A 16,664-nucleotide genomic window follows, 5' to 3' on the forward strand; every position below is an offset into this window, starting at 1 on the left:
AGGCAGGGGGGGGGGGGGTTTTGGGGGGGGGGGGGGGGGGGGAGAAAAAAAAGACCCCCTCCCCCCCCTCCCCCCGGGGGCGACACAGCCCCCCCCCCCCCCCCGAGAGGTGGCGCGGGGCCTCGTCGTTCCTAGGCTGGGGATCATGGTCGCCCGCCCCGAGACGCCGTCCCGCTCCCTCCCGCCCGTGCCGGTGGTGCTCGTGCACGGCTCCCGCACGTCCGCGACCATGTGGCGGCGCCAGCTCGAGGCGCTGGGGCGCGCCGGGGTCCCCGCCGTCGCGACGGACCTGCCGGGCCACGGCACGCGCCGGGGCGAGCCGTTCACCCTCGACGGCGCGGTGGAGGCGGTGCGCCGCGACGTCGACGCGCTGGGCGGGCGCGCCATCGTGGCGGGCCTGTCCCTCGGCGGCTACGTCGCCATCGAGCACCGCGCACGCCGTCCCGGGCAGTGCGCCGGCCTCGTCGCCGCGTCCTGCTGCACGGTGTCGTCGTCGTCGCTGCGCCCGGCGTGGCTGTCGCTCGCCCGGTGGATCGAGGGCTGGCCCGACCAGGGCGCCCGGCTGAACGACACGTTCGTCCGCCTCGCCCTCGACGGCGAAGGGGCGGAGGACCTGGGGGCCGGCGGGTACGCCCTGCGCGCCATGACCGAGGTGCTGCGGGAGGTGGGCCCGACCGACACGCTCGGCGCCCTCGCGGCCGCGAGCAGCCCCGTGTGGTTCGTCAACGGGCGCTACGACCACTTCCGCGGGCAGGAGCGCGCGTTCGTCGCCGCGGCCCGGGCCGGCGGCGCGCCGGCCCGGCTGGTCGTGGTGCCGCACGCCCGCCACCTCGTCAGCCTCGACGCCCCGGTCGCCTTCACCCGGGCCCTCCTCGAGGCCGAGGCGGTCGTGGCCGCGGCGGAGGTGGACCGCAACGCGGCACCCGTCGTCCGAGCGGGACCGCCGGCGCCGGTCAGGTGAGCGTCAGGTCCCACGCCCGCGCACCCCCGACGAGCGCGGCGGAGTTGGGGACGACCACGACGTCGTCGCCCAGGCGGTCGAGGGCGGCCGGCGTGATGCGGCGGGAGTTGCCGCCGCCCAGGTACAAGCGGTCCCAGCGGAACACCGGGCGCAGCCCGTCGACCGTCGCGACGACCCGCCGCGACCACAGCCCGTCGCCCAGCCGCCGTCGCTCCGGCTCGCCGACGTACTGGTCGTACGTCGCGCCGCGGCGCACGGGGGCGTGCGACCACTCCAGGTGCGGGGCGAGCAGACCGCCGTCGAACAGCGCCGACCCCAACCCGGTGCCGAGGGTGAGCACCAGCTCGACCCCGGAGCCCGCGACGACGCCGGCGCCGTGCACCTCGGCATCGTTGAGCACGAGGGCCGGCACGCCGAGCCGTCGGGCGAGCGCGCCGCGGACGTCGAAGCTGGCCCACGCCTCCACGAGCTCGGGCAGCACCCGCGAGCGGGGGCCCGAGCGGGTGACGTAGTGCGGGGTGTGGACGACCACGCCGTGGCGGATCATGCCCGGCATCCCGAGGGTGACCCGGTGCGCGGCGGGGAGACGCTCCGCGATGCCTGCCACGGTGTCCAGGAGCAGGCTCGGGGGCAGCGGGTAGGGGGTGGGGACGCGCACAGGCGACGCGTGCGCGGTGCCCGCGGAGTCCAGCACCGCCGCCTTGATGCCCCCGCCGCCGCAGTCGACGGCGAGGGTGAGCACGTCGGAGGGCGCGGGCGCTCGGGAGGTACCGCCGCCGGGGCCGGGTTCGGGGGTGCGCGCCGTGGCGCCTGGGTCGACCATCACGGGACATCATCCGGCCACAATGGGTCCGTGAGCACGCCGACACCTCCCGCCGACGCCCTCCGGGTGCGGCTCGACCTCGCCTACGACGGCACCCACTTCGCGGGCTGGGCCACCCAGCCGCGGCTGCGCACCGTGCAGGGGGTGCTGGAGGACGCCCTCGCGACCGTGCTGCGGACCGGACCCCTCGGCCTGCCCCGCCCGCGGCTGACGGTGGCGGGGAGGACCGACGCGGGGGTGCACGCCCGCGGCCAGGTGGCGCACGTCGACGTGTCGCGCGAGCGTTGGGCGGAGATGCCCGGGCGGTCCGACCGGGAGCCCGGCGTCGCCCTCGCCGACCGGCTGGCCGGCGTCCTGCCGCCCGACGTCGTCGTGCACCGGGCCGCGGTGGCACCGGCGGGGTTCGACGCGCGGTTCTCCGCGCTGCACCGCCGCTACGCCTACCGGGTGGCCGACCGCCCGGACCTGCGCGACCCGCTGCGTCGTGACTGGGTGCTCTGGCACCGCCGCCCGCTCGACGTCGAGGCGATGCACCGGGCGATGCAGCCGTTGGTCGGGCTGCACGACTTCGCGGCCTTCTGCAAGCCCCGCGAGGGCGCCACGACCATCCGCGAGCTCACGCACCTGTCGTGGGACCGCCCCGCGGACGGGCCGGACGCCGGGCTCGTCGTCGCGACCGTGCAGGCCGACGCGTTCTGCCACTCGATGGTGCGCGCGCTGGTCGGCATGTCGCTGGCCGTGGGGGAGGGGCGCCGCGGCCCGGACGAGCCCGCCGCGGTGCTGGCGGGGCGGTCCCGCTCCGCGGCGTCCGGCGTCGTCGCGGCCCGGGGGCTGACTCTCGAGCGGGTCGCCTACCCGGACGACGACGAGCTCGCCGCGCGCGCCGAGCGCGTCCGCGCCCGGCGGGACCCGGGCGAGGTCGACGCCGGCTGAGCCCGAGGGGCCCCGGCGGCGGCTCGTCGACGCTACGGTTCCTCCACCCAGTGGACGGCGGCCTCCTCGGCGCTGGCACCCGCGCCGTCGATGCCGGCGTCCTCGCCGTAGACGTCGTTCTCGCGGTCGCCGTCCTCCCCGGGGTCGGCGAAGGGGTCCTCCGCGAGCCGACCGGCACGGGTCGTGTCCGGGCGATCCAGCGGGTCGCGTTCCCAGACGTCCGGCTGCTCCTCGGCGAGGCGCTGGTCCAAGGGCTCGCCGGCGGACTCCTCCCACGCCGTCTCGCCCCAGTGGTTCGACCGCGACCGCTCCAGCGGGGAGTAGCCCTCGTCGAGGACGTCGTCGAGGTCGGGATCGAGGAGCGTGTCCTCCTGGGGCAGCTGGTCCTCGTCGCCCTCGGCGCCGGTCTCGGGGTCCGGGGAGGTGCCGGGTGTCTCCTGGGTCATGTCACCACGGTGCACCCGCGGCGGTGCCGCTGCAACGAGGGCGGCCGGGCCGGACCGTGCGGTTGCGAGGCCGCCCGCGCCCGTTAGCGTGACCGGCAGGTGCGCCCGACGGGCGCGGCACGACGAGGAGCCCTCCATGCCTGCTTCCATGCCCGGTGCAGCGTCCGGTGGAGCGGCGGGCGCGTCCATCGACGACCTGCTCGCCGAGATCCCGATCGACCAGATCGCCGGACAGCTCGGCGTCGACGCCGAGCAGGCCCAGCGGGCCGTCGGCGGGGCGCTGCCCGCGCTCTTCGGCGGCCTCAAGGCGAACGCCGACGACCCGGCCGGCGCGGCGTCGCTGGCGGGTGCCCTCTCCCAGCACGACCCCGGCCTGGTCGAGGGCGGGATCGACGTCGCCCAGGTCGACACGGCGGACGGCGAGAAGATCGTGGACCACGTGTTCGGCGCGAACAAGGACCAGGTGGTCGCGCAGCTGTCCGGGGCGGCGGGCACGGACTCGGGGGTCCTGCAGAAGCTGCTCCCGATCCTCGCACCGCTCGCCCTGTCCTTCCTGTCGAAAAAGCTCGGCGGCGGTCAGGCGACCGCGTCGGGCGAGCCTGCCGAGGGCTCGGCCGGCGGTGGCCTCGGCGACCTCCTCGGCGGGCTGCTCGGCGGCGGCGGGTCGGCCGGCGGTCTCGACGTCGGCGGGCTGCTCGGCAGCCTGGGCGGGCTGCTCGGCGGCGGGCGTCGCTGAGACCGTCCCCGGTGTCGTCGGACCCCGGTGCCGGCGTGACCGGCGTCGCTTTGACCCGTGTGCAGGGCGACCGCTAAACTGGCTCGTCGTTGTGCTATGCCTCCGGCGTCCCGCGTCGTCAGCGCGCCCACTCGCACCGACGATGCCTCGGCCAGGACGCCACCGGAGCACCCGCGCACAACACCTGACTCATCGGGCGCTGCTTCTCGCCCGACGACACCGAACACGAAAAGGTGACGCAACCGTGCGTACTTACACCCCCAAGCCCGGCGACGTCCAGCGCGACTGGTACGTCGTCGACGCGACCGACGTCGTCCTCGGCCGCCTGGCGAGCCAGGTCGCCACCCTCCTGCGCGGGAAGCACAAGCCGACCTTCGCCCCGCACGTCGACGGCGGTGACTTCGTCATCGTCATCAACGCGGACAAGGTCGCCCTGAGCGGCAACAAGCGGGAGACCAAGCTGGCCTACCGCCACTCCGGCTACCCGGGTGGTCTCCGCTCGGTCAACTACGGCGAGCTTCTCGAGAAGAACCCCGAGCGGGCAGTGGAGAAGGCCGTGCGCGGCATGCTCCCGAAGACGTCCCTCGGTCGCGACCAGCTGGGCAAGCTGAAGGTCTACCGCGGCGCGGAGCACCCGCACGCGGCGCAGCAGCCCAAGCAGTTCGAGATCACCCAGGTTTCGCAGCAGGCCTGAGCCGCTGCCGGATGCAAAGCGAAGGATTCACAGTGGCCGAGACCACCGTCGACACCGAGCTGGACGAGAACACGCCCAGCACCTACACCTCTGAGTCCGCCGCGCCCGTCGCGGACGGCGGCCAGTCCATCACCGCTCCCGGCGCGGCCGTCGGTCGCCGTAAGGAGGCCGTGGCGCGCGTGCGCCTCGTCCCCGGCACCGGGACGTGGAAGATCAACGGTCGCACCCTCGAGGACTACTTCCCGAACAAGGTGCACCAGCAGCTCGTGAACTCGCCGCTGAAGCTGGTCGAGGTCGAGGGCCGCTTCGACGTCATCGTCCGCATCACCGGCGGCGGCCCCTCGGGCCAGGCCGGTGCGGTGCGCCTGGGCATCGCCCGCGCGCTCAACGCGATCGACTCCGAGGCGAACCGCCCCGCGCTGAAGAAGGCCGGCTACCTCACGCGTGACCCGCGTGCGGTCGAGTCCAAGAAGGCCGGTCTCAAGAAGGCGCGCAAGGCGCCGCAGTACTCGAAGCGCTGATCGAGCGCTCCTGGCCTTCGGGCATCGACAGGAGCGTCAGCGTCACGGACGGCCCCGTCGGAACTCTTCCGGCGGGGCCGTCCTCATGTCCGGCTACGATCGGTGCGGCGTCCGCGGGGGCGCCGTGGGGTGTGCGTGCGGATCCACCGCCGCGCCCGGAGGAGGAGACATCGTGCGACTGTTCGGCACCGACGGGGTCCGTGGGCTCGCCAACCGGGACGTCACCGCGGACCTGGCCCTCGGGCTCGGCAGCGCGGCGGCCCACGTGCTCGGCACGTCGGGCGACTTCGCCGGCCACCGCCCGCGCGCCGTCGTGGGGCGAGACCCGCGCGTGTCCGGGGAGTTCCTGTCCGCCGCGGTCGGCGCCGGCCTCGCCAGCTCCGGCGTGGACGTGGTCAACCTGGGCGTGCTGCCCACCCCGGCGCTGGCCCACCTCGTGGGGGCGATGGACATGGACCTCGGCGTGATGATCTCCGCGTCCCACAACGCGATGCCGGACAACGGCATCAAGTTCTTCGCGCGCGGCGGCCTCAAGCTGGCCGACCACGTCGAGGACGAGATCGAGGCGCGTCTCGGCCAGGACTGGGAGCGGCCGATCGGCGCCGACGTCGGCCGCATGCGCTCCGACACCGGCATCGCCGCGCAGCAGTACGTCGAGCACCTCGTGGCGAGCATCGGGACCACCCCGGACGTCCGCCCGCTGGAGGGCCTGCGCATCGCCGTGGACGCCGCGAACGGCGCCGCGAGCCAGGTCGGTCCGGAGGCGCTGCGCGAGGCGGGGGCCGACGTCGTCGTCATCAACGCGAGCCCCGACGGCCGCAACATCAACGAGAAGGCCGGCTCCACCCACCCGGAGCAGCTGCAGGCCGTCGTCGTGGCCGCGGAGGCCGACTTCGGCGTCGCGTTCGACGGCGACGCCGACCGCTGCCTCGCCGTCGACCACGGGGGCGTGCTGGTGGACGGCGACCAGATCCTCGGGATCCTGGCCCGCGCGCTCAAGGACGAGGGCCGGCTGCCGTCGGACACGCTGGTCGTCACCGTGATGAGCAACCTGGGCCTCCTGCTCGCGATGCGCGAGTCAGGCATCACCACGATCCAGACGGGCGTGGGCGACCGGTACGTGCTCGAGGAGATGCGGGCGCACGGGTACGGGCTCGGCGGCGAGCAGTCGGGCCACATCATCCTCGCCGACCACGCCACGACCGGCGACGGCGTCCTCACCGCGCTGCACCTCGCCGCGCGCGTGAAGGCGACCGGTCGGCGCCTGGCCGACCTCGCCGCCGACGTCCCCCGCCTCCCGCAGACGCTCGTCAACGTCAAGGGCGTGGACAAGGCCCGCGCGGGCGACGACGAGGGCGTGCGCGCCGCGATCGAGAGCGCGGAGGCGCTGCTGGGGGAGACGGGCCGCGTGCTGCTGCGCCCGTCGGGCACCGAGCCCCTCGTGCGGGTCATGGTCGAGGCGGCCACCCAGACGCAGGCCGACGGCGTGGCGGACACGCTCGCCGCCGTCGTGCGCGACCGGCTGGCCCTGTGACCGACGGCGCCTCGGCCGACCGCCACGCGGCGGGCGTGGACGAGGGCCTGCGGGCCGCCGTCGTCGACCTGCTGGACCGCGCGGACGCGGCGGCGGACGGGCCGGGCACCGGCCTGCTGCCGATCGTGCAGGCCGGTGCGCCGGTGCTGCGGGCCCCCGCGGCCCCGTACACGGGGCAGCTCGGCGACGCGCTGCCGCGGCTGCTCGAGGCGATGCGCCGCACCATGCACGCCGCGCCCGGCGTGGGGCTCGCCGCGCCGCAGGTCGGGATCGGACTGGCGATCGCCGTGGTGGAGGACGCCGGCGCCGGCGCCGGCGCCGACGACCCGCGGGAGCGGTCGCCGCTGCCCTACCGGGTGCTGCTCGACCCGGCGTACGAGCCGCTGCCGGGCCCCGACGGGGAGCCGGAGCGGGCCGCGTTCCACGAGGGCTGCCTGTCGGTGCACGGCTGGCAGGCCGTCGTCGCGCGGCACCGGCGCGTGCGGCTCACCGGCCGCGACGAGGCCGGGGCGCCGATCGACGAGGTCCTGACGGGCTGGCCCGCTCGCATCGTGCAGCACGAGACGGACCACCTGGCGGGCGAGCTGTACCTGGACCACGCGCTGCTGCGGACGCTCACCTCGAACGAGAACCTGCTGCGGTACGGGAACGCCGTGGACCCGGGGTTCGTGGATCTCGGGTGAACATTCGGCGCTCAGGGTGGAACCGGGGGAATTCCCCATGCAGCCGGTGCCCTGGTTCTGCCTAGGCTGGTGCCGTGACGCCGCACGGCGTCGTGCGACCGCCGGAGGCCCACCTCCCGGCCGACGAACCGAGGGACCGACCTGGTGAACCTGTCGACGATGCTGGCACAGCTGGAGGGCTGGGTCCTCGACCTCGGCGCGTCCTTGTGGATCTACCCGGCCATGTACGTCTTCGCGACGATCGACGGGTTCTTCCCCCCGATCCCCAGCGAGTCCGTGGTCATCACCCTCACCGTGCTCGCGCACTCCGAGGGCGAGCCGTGGCTTCCCGGCGTCCTCGCCCTCGCCATCGCCGGCGCCTGGACGGGCGACCAGATCGCCTACCAGATCGGCCGTGCCGTCGGCACGGAGCGGTTCGCCTTCCTGCGCTCGGCCCGCGGGCGCAAGGCCGTCGACTGGGCGCGGCACGCGCTCGAGCACCGCGGCGCGTCGTTCATCCTCGCCGCGCGGTACGTGCCCATCGGGCGGGTGGCGGTCAACATGACCGCCGGCGCCGTGGGCTATCCGCGCCACCGGTTCATGCTGTACTCGGGGATCGCCGCCGTGACGTGGGGCATCTACTCCATGCTCATCGGCCTCGCCGCGGCCTCCTGGCTCGGGCACAACACGCTGCTCGCCATGGCCGTCGGCGTGGTCGCCGGCATCCTGCTCGGGGTCCTGGTCGACCAGGTCGTGCAGCGCGTCGCGGGCCCGCCGAAGGCGCAGCCGGTGCCCGCCGACGACGAGGCCGACGACGAGGCCGACGCCGAGCCGACGAGCCGGGCGGCCTGACCCGGACGGTCGGTCAGAGCTTGCGCAGCCGCACCCGCTGCACGGAGTGGTCCGACCCCTTGGTGAGCACGAGGGTGGCGCGCCCACGGGTGGGGAGCACGTTGTGCTCCAGGTTCGGCGCGTTGATCGACTCCCAGATGGACAGCGCCCGCTCCGTCGCCTCGGCGTCGGACAGGTCCGCATAGCGCCGGAAGTACGACTCCGGCCTGCTGAACGCCGTCCGGCGCAGCTGCAGGAAGCGCTCCACGTACCACTGGCGGATGTTGCGCGTGCGGGCGTCGACGTAGATGGAGAAGTCGAAGAAGTCGCTCACGGCCACGGTCGACTCGTCGATCGCGGAGGGCCGCGCCGGCTGCAGCACGTTGAGGCCCTCGACGATGAGCACGTCCGGCTTGCGCACCACCACCTCCTCGCCGGGCACGATGTCGTAGACGACGTGCGAGTACACAGGGGCGCGCACCTCGGCCTGCCCCGCCTTCACGCGCGACAGGAACCGGATGAGGGCCCGCCGGTCGTAGGACTCGGGGAAGCCCTTGCGGTCCATGATGCCGCGCCGCTGCAGCTCCGCGTTCGGGTACAGGAAGCCGTCGGTCGTGATCAGCTCGACGTGCGGGGTGTCCGGCCAGCGCGCCATCATCTCGCGCAGGATGCGCGCCGTCGTCGACTTGCCCACGGCGACCGACCCCGCGACGCCGATGACGTACGGGGTGCGGGGCGGCTCCTCGTGCAGGAACGTCGACGTGGCGCGGTGCAGGCCCGCGCTCGCCGCCACGTACAGGTTGAGCAGCCGCGACAGCGGGCGGAAGACGGCGTCCACCTCCGCGAGGTCGATCGGGTCGCCCAGGCCGCGCAGCCGCTCGACGTCGGCGTCCGTCAGTGGCAGCGGCGTCGACGCCGACAGGCGGCTCCACGCCGCGCGGTCGAGGTCGACGTACGGGGACGCCGGCGCGAGGCGCGTGAGGTGCTCGCCCAGGGGTGGGGGAGCCGCGCCGGGGGCGGGGCTCGGCGTCGTGCCGGGTGCGGTGTCGGGGGACTGCGGTGCCACCTGCACGATTCTGCCCGAGCAACGGGTTCGACCTGCAAATCGGGCGACGCGGCACGTCCGCGCCGATAGGCTCGCCGCCCGGTGCGCCGCGGGCGGCGCGGTGCCGGCAAGGGGGAGCGCCGAGGCGATGAGCGACGGGTCCGAGCGGTTCGCCGACGGGCAGACGGCGCTGGTCGTCGTGGTGCCCGAGGCCGAGCCCGTGGTCGGCGGGCTGCGGAGCGACCTCGACGTGGCCGCCGCGTACGGCGTGCCCGCGCACGTCACCGTGCTGTTCCCCTTCCTGCCCGTCGCGGCCCTCGACGCCGCCGTGCTCGACGGCCTGCGCGACGTCGTGGGGGCCCACCCCGCGTTCGACGCGACGTTCGCCGGGTGCGGTCGCTTCCCCGGCGTGCTGTACCTCGTCCCGGGGCCGGACCCCGCGTGGCGGGCGCTGCTCGCCGTGGTGGCCGCGCGGTTCCCCGGGGCCCCGCCGTACGGCGGAGCGTTCGACGACGTCGTCCCGCACCTCACCGTGGCGGACGGCCAGGAGCCCGAGGTCCTCGACGAGGCCGAGGCCGCGGTGGCGCCCCGCCTGCCGGTCCGGACGACGGTGCGCGAGGTCGCGCTGCTGGTGTTCGACGGCGAGCGCTGGCGGCGGCGGGCGGCCTTCCCCCTGGCCCCCGACGCCGGGGCCGACGGAACCTGACGGCGCGCGGTCGTCGTCCCTAGGGTGGGGGCGTGGAACTCACGGAGCTGGGCGACGAGGTCGAGATCATCTCGCGGGTGTACGAGCGGCGTTTCGGCGTCGCGCGCACCGACGACTGGCTGGTGCTCAAGCTGCACGAGGAGGTCGGGGAGCTCACGCAGGCGTACCTCGCGCGGTCCGGCCGGTCGCGCGACCGCGGGGCGGGTGCCGGCGAGGTGGACGCGGCGTTCCGTGCCGAGCTCGCCGACGTGCTCGCGCAGGTGCTGCTCGTCGCGCGCCGGTTCGACGTCGACCTCGAGGCGGAGATCGACCGCAAGTGGTTCCGGTGGCGGCACCTGGTGGAGCCGGCGGACGAGGCCGGGGTCCGCCCGGAGGTCTGACGCCCGGCCCTTCGCGGTCCTAGTCGCCCGACGCCGCCTCCTCGACCCGGTCGAGCCACTCGCCCACGAGGGCGTCGAACAGCGCGGGCTGCTCGATCTGCAGGTTGTGGCCAGCGCGGTCCAGCACGGCGAACGTCGCGCGCGGGTAGTGCTCGAGGACCCGCCAGGCGTCGCGGTAGCCGGTCGAGGAGTCCTGACGGCCGGTGAGGATCAGCGTGGGGCCGTCGTAGGGCCGCGGCTCGACCGGGAAGGTGCCGGCGTAGCGGGCCCCGACCCGTGCGACGGTCGCCGGGTCGGCGGCCTCCAGCCCGGGCGTCACCTCGGCCAGCGTGCGCCGCCAGGTCTCCGACGTCTGGACGACGCCGACGTCGTCGGCGTCGAGCGCCGCCGCGCCGACCTCCCGCAGCAGCGCGTCGTCGCGGACCAGCACGCGGTGCGGCGGGACGTCGCGCCGGTCGTGCTCCGGCACGATCAGGGGGCACAGGAGCGCGAGCCCGTGGACGCGCTCCGGCTCCGCGGCCACCAAGCCCCGCGCCAGGTAGCCGCCGTACGACTCGCCCACCACGACGTACGGGCCGGGGACGAGGCGGTCGATCGCCTCCCGCACGACCGCGAGGACGTCGTCCGTGCTCGCCACGCCCGACGGCGGGCTCGCGCCCATCCCCGGGAGGTCCAGGTAGACGCGGCGCCAGCGCGGGCGCCCGTCGAGGGCGGACTCGAACGGCGTCAGCATGAGGCGGTGGTCCACGGGGAACCCGTGCAGCAGCACCATGGTGGGCGTGCCGGGCGCCGCGGGCGCGCCGCGCTCGACATGGTGCAGAGGTGCGGGGTGGTCGGGCATGGCGGGCACGCTAGGTCCCGGCACCGACACCGTCGTCCTGACACCGTCGCCCCTGACGCCGACGGACCTAGGCTGTGGGCCATGATCATCGGCGTGGGCATCGACGTGGTGGACGTCGCCCGGTTCATGGCGACGGTGGAGCGGGTGCCGCGCCTGCGCGAGAAGCTCTTCACCGAGGCCGAGCGCGACCTGCCGGCGTCGTCCCTCGCGGCGCGCTTCGCGGCCAAGGAGGCCATCGCCAAGGCGCTCGGGGCCCCGGGGAACCTGCACTGGCACGACGCGACGGTGCACCGCACCGTCGGCGGACCGCCCGAGGTCGAGCTGCGCGGCACCGTCCAGGCCCGCGCCGACGAGCTGGGCGTGAAGGCCTGGCACCTGTCCATCTCCCACGACGCCGGCATCGCGTCCGCGATGGTCGTGGCGGAGGGCTGACCGCCCCTCAGGCGGCGGAGCGCCACCAGTCGAACGCGACCGGCAGCGCGGTGAGCACGCTGACGTGGCCGTCCCGCGGGCGCAGCCACAGCTCCGCGGCGGGCAGGCCCTCGACCAGCAGGTCGGCGTGGTGCCGGGGCACCACCCGGTCGGCGCCACCCTGCACGACCAGGGCCGGCGCCGTGACGTCGCCGAGCGTCACGCCCCACGGCCGCACGAACGCGAGGTCGTCGTCGACCAGGCCGCCCGGCCACGCCTCGCCGGACCGGGAGGCGTCGGCGCCGAGCGACGCCCACGTCCCCGCGAGGGTCGCGTAGTCGTCGGCCGTGAAGCTCGACCCGTCGAACTCCGCGGTCTCGGCGTGCCGCTGGCGGGCGGACGGGCCGTCGAGGGCCGAGCGCAGGCCGCCGTCGTCGGCCATCCCGGCGAACCAGAGGGCGTCGCGGCCGGGGCCGGGGTACGGCGCGATGCCCGCAAGGGTGACCACGCCGGACACCACGTCGGGCCGGAGCGCGGCGAGGGCCAGGGCGTGCGGGGCACCGCCCGAGGCGCCGACGGCGAGGCACCGGGCCACGCCGAGGGCGTCCAGGGCGTACGCCACGTCCGACGCCGCCTCCGCGACGGTTCGTCCGGGCCGACGGGTGGACCCGCCGTACCCGGCGCGGGCCGCGGAGACCGCCCGCAGCCCGCGCGCCCGGGCGGCGGCGACGACCGGGGGCAGCAGCTCGCCGGACTGCGGCGAGCCGTGGTGCCAGACGACGGCGTCGGCGGCCGGCGGGCCGTCGTCGTGCACGACGAGCTGCCGGCCGTCGGGGAGGTCGAGCTCGTGCCGCGAGCCCACGTCTCAGTCCTGCAGGGCGGGGATGACCTGCCGCTGGAACAGCTCGATCTGGTCGCGGTCGCCGGCAGCGTTGGGGAAGTACGTGATGGCGTACGTCATGCCGAGGTCGCGCAGCGCCGCGAGCTTCTCGACGACCTGCTCGGGCGTGCCGACGACAGGGCTGTTGCGCCAGTTCGCGATCTCCTGCTCGCCGCGCTCGCCGGGGGCGTGCTTGCGGAAGTGCGACTCGATCCAGGCGAAGCGGTCGTCCACCTCCGCCTGGTTCTCCCCGATGACCACGTTGTAGTCGGACGAGCGGGTGATCTCCCCGAAGTCACGACCGACGTCGCGGCAGTGCTGCTCGAGGATCGACGACTTGTGGGCGAAGCCCTCGGGCGAGCCGTCGAAGTTCGTGTACTGCGCGAACCGCGCGGCGATGCGCAGCGTCTTCTTCTCGCCGCCGCCCGCCACCCACAGCGGGATGCTCGGCACCTCGGCGCCGCCGTCGCCCACCGGCAGCCGCTGCAGCGGCTGCGGGTAGCACAGCGCGCCGTCCACCTGGTAGCGCTCGCCGTCGAACTTTCCGGACGACCCGGTGCGCCACATCTGGGTGATGATCTGCAGACCCTCGTCCAGGGCGCGCAGGCGCTCGCCCGCGCGGGGGAAGCCGTACCCGTAGGCGCGCCACTCGTGCTCGTACCAGCCGGCGCCGATGCCGAGCTGGGCGCGGCCGCCGGAGATCGCGTCCACCGTCGAGGCGACCTTCGCCAGGTAGGCGGGGTTGCGGTACGACATGCACGTGCACATCTGGCCCAGCTTCACGCGCTGGGACGCCGCCGCGAACGCCGCCATCAGCGTCCACGCCTCGTGCGTCGCCTCGGTGCTGGGGATCGGAACCGTATGAAAATGGTCATACACCCAGACCGAGTCCCAGGCCCAGGGGCCGCCGGGGATCGGCTCGCCGGCCGCGGCGTTGTCGGCGTAGTGGAGCAGGGACAGCATCGTCTCCCAGTGCTGCTCCGGGGGGACGTCGGTGAGCGAGTGGCGCCAGCCCTGCGGGATGAAGAGTCCGAATCGCATGGGCCCGAGCCTATGCCCGGACCTGCGGCGACGCTGCGGGGCACGGCGGCGCGCGGGAGGATGCGTCCCATGATCTCCGCCTGGTCCGCCGCCGACGTCCGCGCCGCCGAGGAGCCGCTGCTCGCGGCGGGGGCACCCCTGATGGAGCGGGCGTCGTTCGCGCTCGCGACGCACGTGCTGCGCGACGTCGCCGCGCGCCGGGGCCCGGTGCGGGGCGCGCGCGTCGTGGTGCTCACGGGGGCGGGCAACAACGGCGGCGACGCGCTGCACGCGGGCGCGGTGCTCGCCCGGCGCGGCCTGGCGGTGACCGCGGTGCTGGTCGCCGAGCGGTTCCACGCCGACGGCCGGGCGGCGCTGGAGCGCGCGGGCGGCCGGGTCGTGGAGCTGTTCGCGTCGCCCGGGTCCCTCGCCCCGGTGGTCGACGCCGCCGCCCGCGCCGACGTCGTCCTCGACGGCCTGGTCGGGATCGGCGCGCACGGCCCCCTGCGGGGGCTCGCCGCGGACGTGGTGGATGCGCTGGCCGCCGGCCCGCGGCCGTGGGTGGTGGCGGTGGACGTGCCGTCCGGCATCGGGGTGGACGACGGCGCGGTGGCCGGCCCGGTCCTGCCGGCGGACCGCACCGTGACGTTCGGCGCGGCCAAGCCGGGCCTGCTGCTGCCGCCGGCGGCGGGGCTCGCGGGCGACGTGAGCGTGGTCGACATCGGCCTGGACCTCGCCGGCCCGCCGGCCGTGCGGCGGCTGGGGACCGCCGACGTCGCGGCGTCGTGGCCGGTACCCGGCCCCGCGGACCACAAGTACACGCGCGGCGTGGTCGGCGTCGTCGCGGGCACGGCGACGTATCCCGGCGCGGCCGTGCTCACCACGACCGCGGCGGTGCGCACCGGCGCCGGGATGGTGCGCTACCGCGGCTCCGAGGCGGTCGGTCGTGCGGTGCTGGCCGCGCGCCCCGAGGTCGTCACCGCGCCCGGCCGCGTGCAGTCGTGGGTGGTGGGGCCAGGAGTCCCCGGCGGGCCGGAGGCCGCCCACGAGGGGGAGGCCGACGGTCTCGACGACGGCCAGCACGAGCGGGGGCGGGCGGGCCTCGCGGCGGCGGCCGGGCGGCTCGCCGGGACGGCGGGAGGCCCCGTGCCCGCGGTCGTCGACGCCGGCGGGCTGGGCCTGCTCGACGAGCGCGTCCCGGCGTGGTTCGTGCTCACCCCGCACGCGGGCGAGCTGACGGCGCTGCTGCGCTCCCGCGGCGAGGACGTGCGCCGGCCCGACGTCGAGGCCGAGCCGCTGCGGTGGACGTGCAGGGCGCACGAGCTCACCGGCGCGACGGTGCTGCTCAAGGGCGGTGTGACCGTCGTCGTCGGCCCGGGCGGCGCGTGGGCGCAGGCCGACGGTCCCGGCTGGCTGGCCACCGCCGGCGCGGGCGACGTGCTCGCCGGAGTGCTCGGCGCGATGCTCGCGGCGCGGTCGCGCGACGTCGTCGAGGACCCGGCGCTCGCGGCCGAGGTCGCCGCCGCGGCGGCGCTGGTGCACGGCCGCGCCGCCCACCGCGCGAACCCGGGCGGGCCCGTGGCGGCCCTCGACGTCGCGGCCGCGGTGCCCGGCGAGGTCGCCGCGCTGCTGGGGGCTCGATAGCCGGCCGCGACGGGCCCGGGCTACCTGGGCAGCGCCTTCTCGACGAGGCCGACGATCTCGGGGGAGTCGGGGACGGTCTGCGGGGAGAACCGGTGCACGTCGCCGCCGGGCAGCACGACGAACTTCTCGAAGTTCCACCGGATGCGGCCGTCGTGCCCGCCGGCGTCGGCCGTCTTCTTCAGCTCGGCGTACAGCGGGTGCGTGTGCCGGCCGTTCACGCGGATCCTGGAGACCACGGGGAACGTGACGCCGTAGGTGGTGGAGCAGAACTCGGCGATCTTCTCGTCGCTGGAGAGCTCCTGGAGGAACTGGTTGGACGGGAAGCCGATCACGGTGAAGCCGCGGTCGGCGTACGTCTTCTGCAGCTGCTCGAGCGCCTCGTACTGCGGGGTGAGCCCGCAGCGCGAGGCGACGTTGACCACCAGCACGACGTCGTCGCGGTGCTCCGCGAGCGTCGTCGTCGTGCCGTCCATGCTCTCGAACGGGATGTCGTAGAGGCTCATACGGGCCATCATGCCGCGCGCGACAATGGTCCGGTGCCACCCGGATCGCGCGAACACCGCCCGCGCAAGCACGTCCCGCCCCTGCCCGTGCGGGACGGCCTCAACCCCACGCGCCTGGTGCTGCCCCACGACGCGGCCGCCGTCGCCCGCTACGCGACGGCGGCGCAGTACCTGCTGGAGCGCTTCGGCCATGACGTCGCCGACGCCGCCCGGCTGCGGGAGAAGCTCGCCGCGGGCGAGGTGGTGACGGGCGCGGGCGCCGTCGTCGACCACGCCACCCCGTACGAGCCGCGCGGCTTCCTCTACCTGTACCGCGACCCGCCCGCCGACGAGCCGGAGGTGCCTGCCCTCGGAGAGATCGAGGTGCTGCACCGCGACGACGACCTCCTGGTGGTCGACAAGCCGCACCTCGTCGCGACGATGCCGCGCGGGCGGTGGGTGACCCGCACGGTCCTCGTGCACCTGCGCGCGACGCTCGACCTGCCCGAGCTGGTGCCCGCGCACCGGCTCGACCGGCCCACCGCCGGCGTGCTGGTGCTCACCGTGCGGCCCGAGGTGCGCGGGGCGTACCAGACGGCGTTCCAGGACCGCGCGGTGCGGAAGGTCTACGAGGCGGTCGCGCCCCTGCCGGCGCCCGGGTCGGTGCTGGAGTCGGAGCTGGACCGGGAGGGCACGACGACGGTCCGCTCGCGCATCGTCAAGCACCGGGGCGCGGTGCGCGCCCAGGAGGAGCCGGGGGAGCCGAACGCCGAGTCACGGGTGACGCTCGTCGCGCGCGACGACGCCCGCGGCCTCGGGCTCTACCGGCTCGAGCCGCGCACCGGCAAGACGCACCAGCTCCGCCTGCACATGGCCTCGCTCGGGCTGCCGCTGCTGCACGACCCGTTCTGGCCGGTGCTGCGCGAGGACGCGCCCGACGACCCGGACCGGCCGCTGCAGCTCCTCGCCCGCTCGCTGGCGTTCGTCGACCCCCTCAGCGGCGAGCCCCGGGAGTTCCGCTCCCGGCGTCGTCTCGCGGCGCGGCCGGGCGATGGCATGGGCGACGGCAGGGGCGATGGCACGGGCGACGGCAGGGGAGACGGCCCGCGGTGAG

The 16,664-nt window shown here is 75.6% G+C and carries 20 protein-coding genes; 13 read left to right on the forward strand and 7 right to left on the reverse strand.

Annotated elements, in window-relative coordinates; all coding sequences use genetic code 11:
- Positions 1–145 precede the first annotated feature (145 nt).
- Positions 146–961 carry an alpha/beta fold hydrolase gene (locus tag ACFVS0_RS16790; RefSeq protein ID WP_430588591.1) on the forward strand — a complete coding sequence of 272 codons (816 nt, stop codon included), beginning with the start codon at positions 146–148 and terminating at the stop codon, positions 959–961.
- Here the strand turns inward: ACFVS0_RS16790 and ACFVS0_RS16795 are convergent.
- Complete coding sequence (locus ACFVS0_RS16795) at positions 954–1,784, reverse strand: ROK family protein (RefSeq protein WP_430550487.1); 831 nt, start codon at positions 1,782–1,784, stop codon at positions 954–956. The genes ACFVS0_RS16790 and ACFVS0_RS16795 overlap by 8 nt on opposite strands.
- A gap of 30 nt (positions 1,785–1,814) precedes the next feature.
- Between ACFVS0_RS16795 and truA the strand changes: the two genes are divergently transcribed.
- The gene (truA, locus tag ACFVS0_RS16800; RefSeq protein ID WP_430550486.1) at positions 1,815–2,717 is read left to right on the forward strand and encodes a tRNA pseudouridine(38-40) synthase TruA; all 903 of its coding nucleotides are present in this window, start codon (positions 1,815–1,817) and stop codon (positions 2,715–2,717) included.
- Between the two features lie 32 nt (positions 2,718–2,749).
- Here the strand turns inward: truA and ACFVS0_RS16805 are convergent, their stop codons facing one another.
- On the reverse strand, positions 2,750–3,163 hold the full coding sequence (locus ACFVS0_RS16805; protein WP_430550485.1) for a DUF5709 domain-containing protein: 414 nt from the start codon (positions 3,161–3,163) through the stop codon (positions 2,750–2,752).
- Positions 3,164–3,299: 136 nt separating this feature from the next.
- On the opposite strand from ACFVS0_RS16805, the gene ACFVS0_RS16810 reads away from it, so the two are divergent.
- The 6 genes from ACFVS0_RS16810 to ACFVS0_RS16835 all read left to right on the forward strand — a co-directional run bounded on the left by ACFVS0_RS16810 (position 3,300) and on the right by ACFVS0_RS16835 (position 8,162).
- Positions 3,300–3,899, forward strand: a complete 600-nt coding sequence (locus tag ACFVS0_RS16810; protein WP_430550484.1) for a DUF937 domain-containing protein — start codon at positions 3,300–3,302, stop codon at positions 3,897–3,899.
- 244 nt (positions 3,900–4,143) lie between these two features.
- The gene (rplM, locus tag ACFVS0_RS16815) at positions 4,144–4,593 is read left to right on the forward strand and encodes a 50S ribosomal protein L13 (RefSeq protein ID WP_429764738.1); all 450 of its coding nucleotides are present in this window, start codon (positions 4,144–4,146) and stop codon (positions 4,591–4,593) included.
- A 32-nt stretch (positions 4,594–4,625) separates the two neighbouring features.
- Positions 4,626–5,114: a 30S ribosomal protein S9 gene (rpsI, locus tag ACFVS0_RS16820; RefSeq protein ID WP_380243297.1), complete on the forward strand. Its 489-nt coding sequence runs from the start codon at positions 4,626–4,628 to the stop codon at positions 5,112–5,114.
- Between the two features lie 169 nt (positions 5,115–5,283).
- The gene (gene glmM / locus ACFVS0_RS16825; RefSeq protein WP_430550764.1) at positions 5,284–6,648 is read left to right on the forward strand and encodes a phosphoglucosamine mutase; all 1,365 of its coding nucleotides are present in this window, start codon (positions 5,284–5,286) and stop codon (positions 6,646–6,648) included.
- Entirely contained in the window at positions 6,645–7,331 is a 687-nt protein-coding gene (locus ACFVS0_RS16830; protein ID WP_430588592.1) for a peptide deformylase, read from the forward strand. The genes glmM and ACFVS0_RS16830 overlap by 4 nt, the downstream gene beginning before the upstream one ends.
- A gap of 144 nt (positions 7,332–7,475) precedes the next feature.
- Positions 7,476–8,162, forward strand: coding sequence for a DedA family protein (locus ACFVS0_RS16835; RefSeq protein ID WP_430550482.1), 687 nt, complete (start codon positions 7,476–7,478; stop codon positions 8,160–8,162).
- Positions 8,163–8,175: 13 nt separating this feature from the next.
- On the opposite strand, the gene coaA is transcribed toward ACFVS0_RS16835, so the two are convergent.
- Entirely contained in the window at positions 8,176–9,135 is a 960-nt protein-coding gene (coaA, locus tag ACFVS0_RS16840; RefSeq protein WP_430547513.1) for a type I pantothenate kinase, read from the reverse strand.
- Between the two features lie 199 nt (positions 9,136–9,334).
- Between coaA and ACFVS0_RS16845 the strand changes: the two genes are divergently transcribed.
- Both ACFVS0_RS16845 and ACFVS0_RS16850 read left to right on the forward strand, forming a co-directional pair.
- Positions 9,335–9,892, forward strand: coding sequence for a 2'-5' RNA ligase family protein (locus ACFVS0_RS16845; RefSeq protein ID WP_430588593.1), 558 nt, complete (start codon positions 9,335–9,337; stop codon positions 9,890–9,892).
- 32 nt (positions 9,893–9,924) lie between these two features.
- On the forward strand, positions 9,925–10,272 hold the full coding sequence (locus tag ACFVS0_RS16850) for a pyrophosphatase (protein WP_430550480.1): 348 nt from the start codon (positions 9,925–9,927) through the stop codon (positions 10,270–10,272).
- A 19-nt stretch (positions 10,273–10,291) separates the two neighbouring features.
- On the opposite strand, the gene ACFVS0_RS16855 is transcribed toward ACFVS0_RS16850, so the two are convergent.
- Positions 10,292–11,113 (reverse strand): alpha/beta fold hydrolase, encoded by an 822-nt coding sequence (locus ACFVS0_RS16855; protein WP_430564253.1) that lies wholly within the window; start codon positions 11,111–11,113, stop codon positions 10,292–10,294.
- A gap of 81 nt (positions 11,114–11,194) precedes the next feature.
- Here ACFVS0_RS16855 and ACFVS0_RS16860 point away from each other — a divergent pair, with 81 nt between their 5' ends.
- Entirely contained in the window at positions 11,195–11,545 is a 351-nt protein-coding gene (locus tag ACFVS0_RS16860) for a holo-ACP synthase (RefSeq protein WP_429727874.1), read from the forward strand.
- Positions 11,546–11,552: 7 nt separating this feature from the next.
- Here ACFVS0_RS16860 and ACFVS0_RS16865 read toward each other — a convergent pair whose 3' ends face one another.
- Both ACFVS0_RS16865 and ACFVS0_RS16870 read right to left on the reverse strand, forming a co-directional pair.
- Positions 11,553–12,386 carry an alpha/beta fold hydrolase gene (locus ACFVS0_RS16865; protein WP_430588594.1) on the reverse strand — a complete coding sequence of 278 codons (834 nt, stop codon included), beginning with the start codon at positions 12,384–12,386 and terminating at the stop codon, positions 11,553–11,555.
- A gap of 3 nt (positions 12,387–12,389) precedes the next feature.
- Positions 12,390–13,445 (reverse strand): LLM class F420-dependent oxidoreductase, encoded by a 1,056-nt coding sequence (locus ACFVS0_RS16870; RefSeq protein ID WP_430550476.1) that lies wholly within the window; start codon positions 13,443–13,445, stop codon positions 12,390–12,392.
- 69 nt (positions 13,446–13,514) lie between these two features.
- On the opposite strand from ACFVS0_RS16870, the gene ACFVS0_RS16875 reads away from it, so the two are divergent.
- Complete coding sequence (locus tag ACFVS0_RS16875) at positions 13,515–15,068, forward strand: NAD(P)H-hydrate epimerase (protein ID WP_430588595.1); 1,554 nt, start codon at positions 13,515–13,517, stop codon at positions 15,066–15,068.
- Between the two features lie 20 nt (positions 15,069–15,088).
- Here ACFVS0_RS16875 and ACFVS0_RS16880 read toward each other — a convergent pair whose 3' ends face one another.
- Positions 15,089–15,571 (reverse strand): glutathione peroxidase, encoded by a 483-nt coding sequence (locus tag ACFVS0_RS16880; RefSeq protein ID WP_430550474.1) that lies wholly within the window; start codon positions 15,569–15,571, stop codon positions 15,089–15,091.
- A gap of 33 nt (positions 15,572–15,604) precedes the next feature.
- Here ACFVS0_RS16880 and ACFVS0_RS16885 point away from each other — a divergent pair, with 33 nt between their 5' ends.
- The gene (locus ACFVS0_RS16885) at positions 15,605–16,663 is read left to right on the forward strand and encodes a pseudouridine synthase (protein ID WP_430588596.1); all 1,059 of its coding nucleotides are present in this window, start codon (positions 15,605–15,607) and stop codon (positions 16,661–16,663) included.
- The last annotated feature ends 1 nt before the right edge of the window (position 16,664 follow it).

The organism is Isoptericola sp. NPDC058082, assembly GCF_042885055.1.
Taxonomy (GTDB): domain Bacteria; phylum Actinomycetota; class Actinomycetes; order Actinomycetales; family Cellulomonadaceae; genus Isoptericola.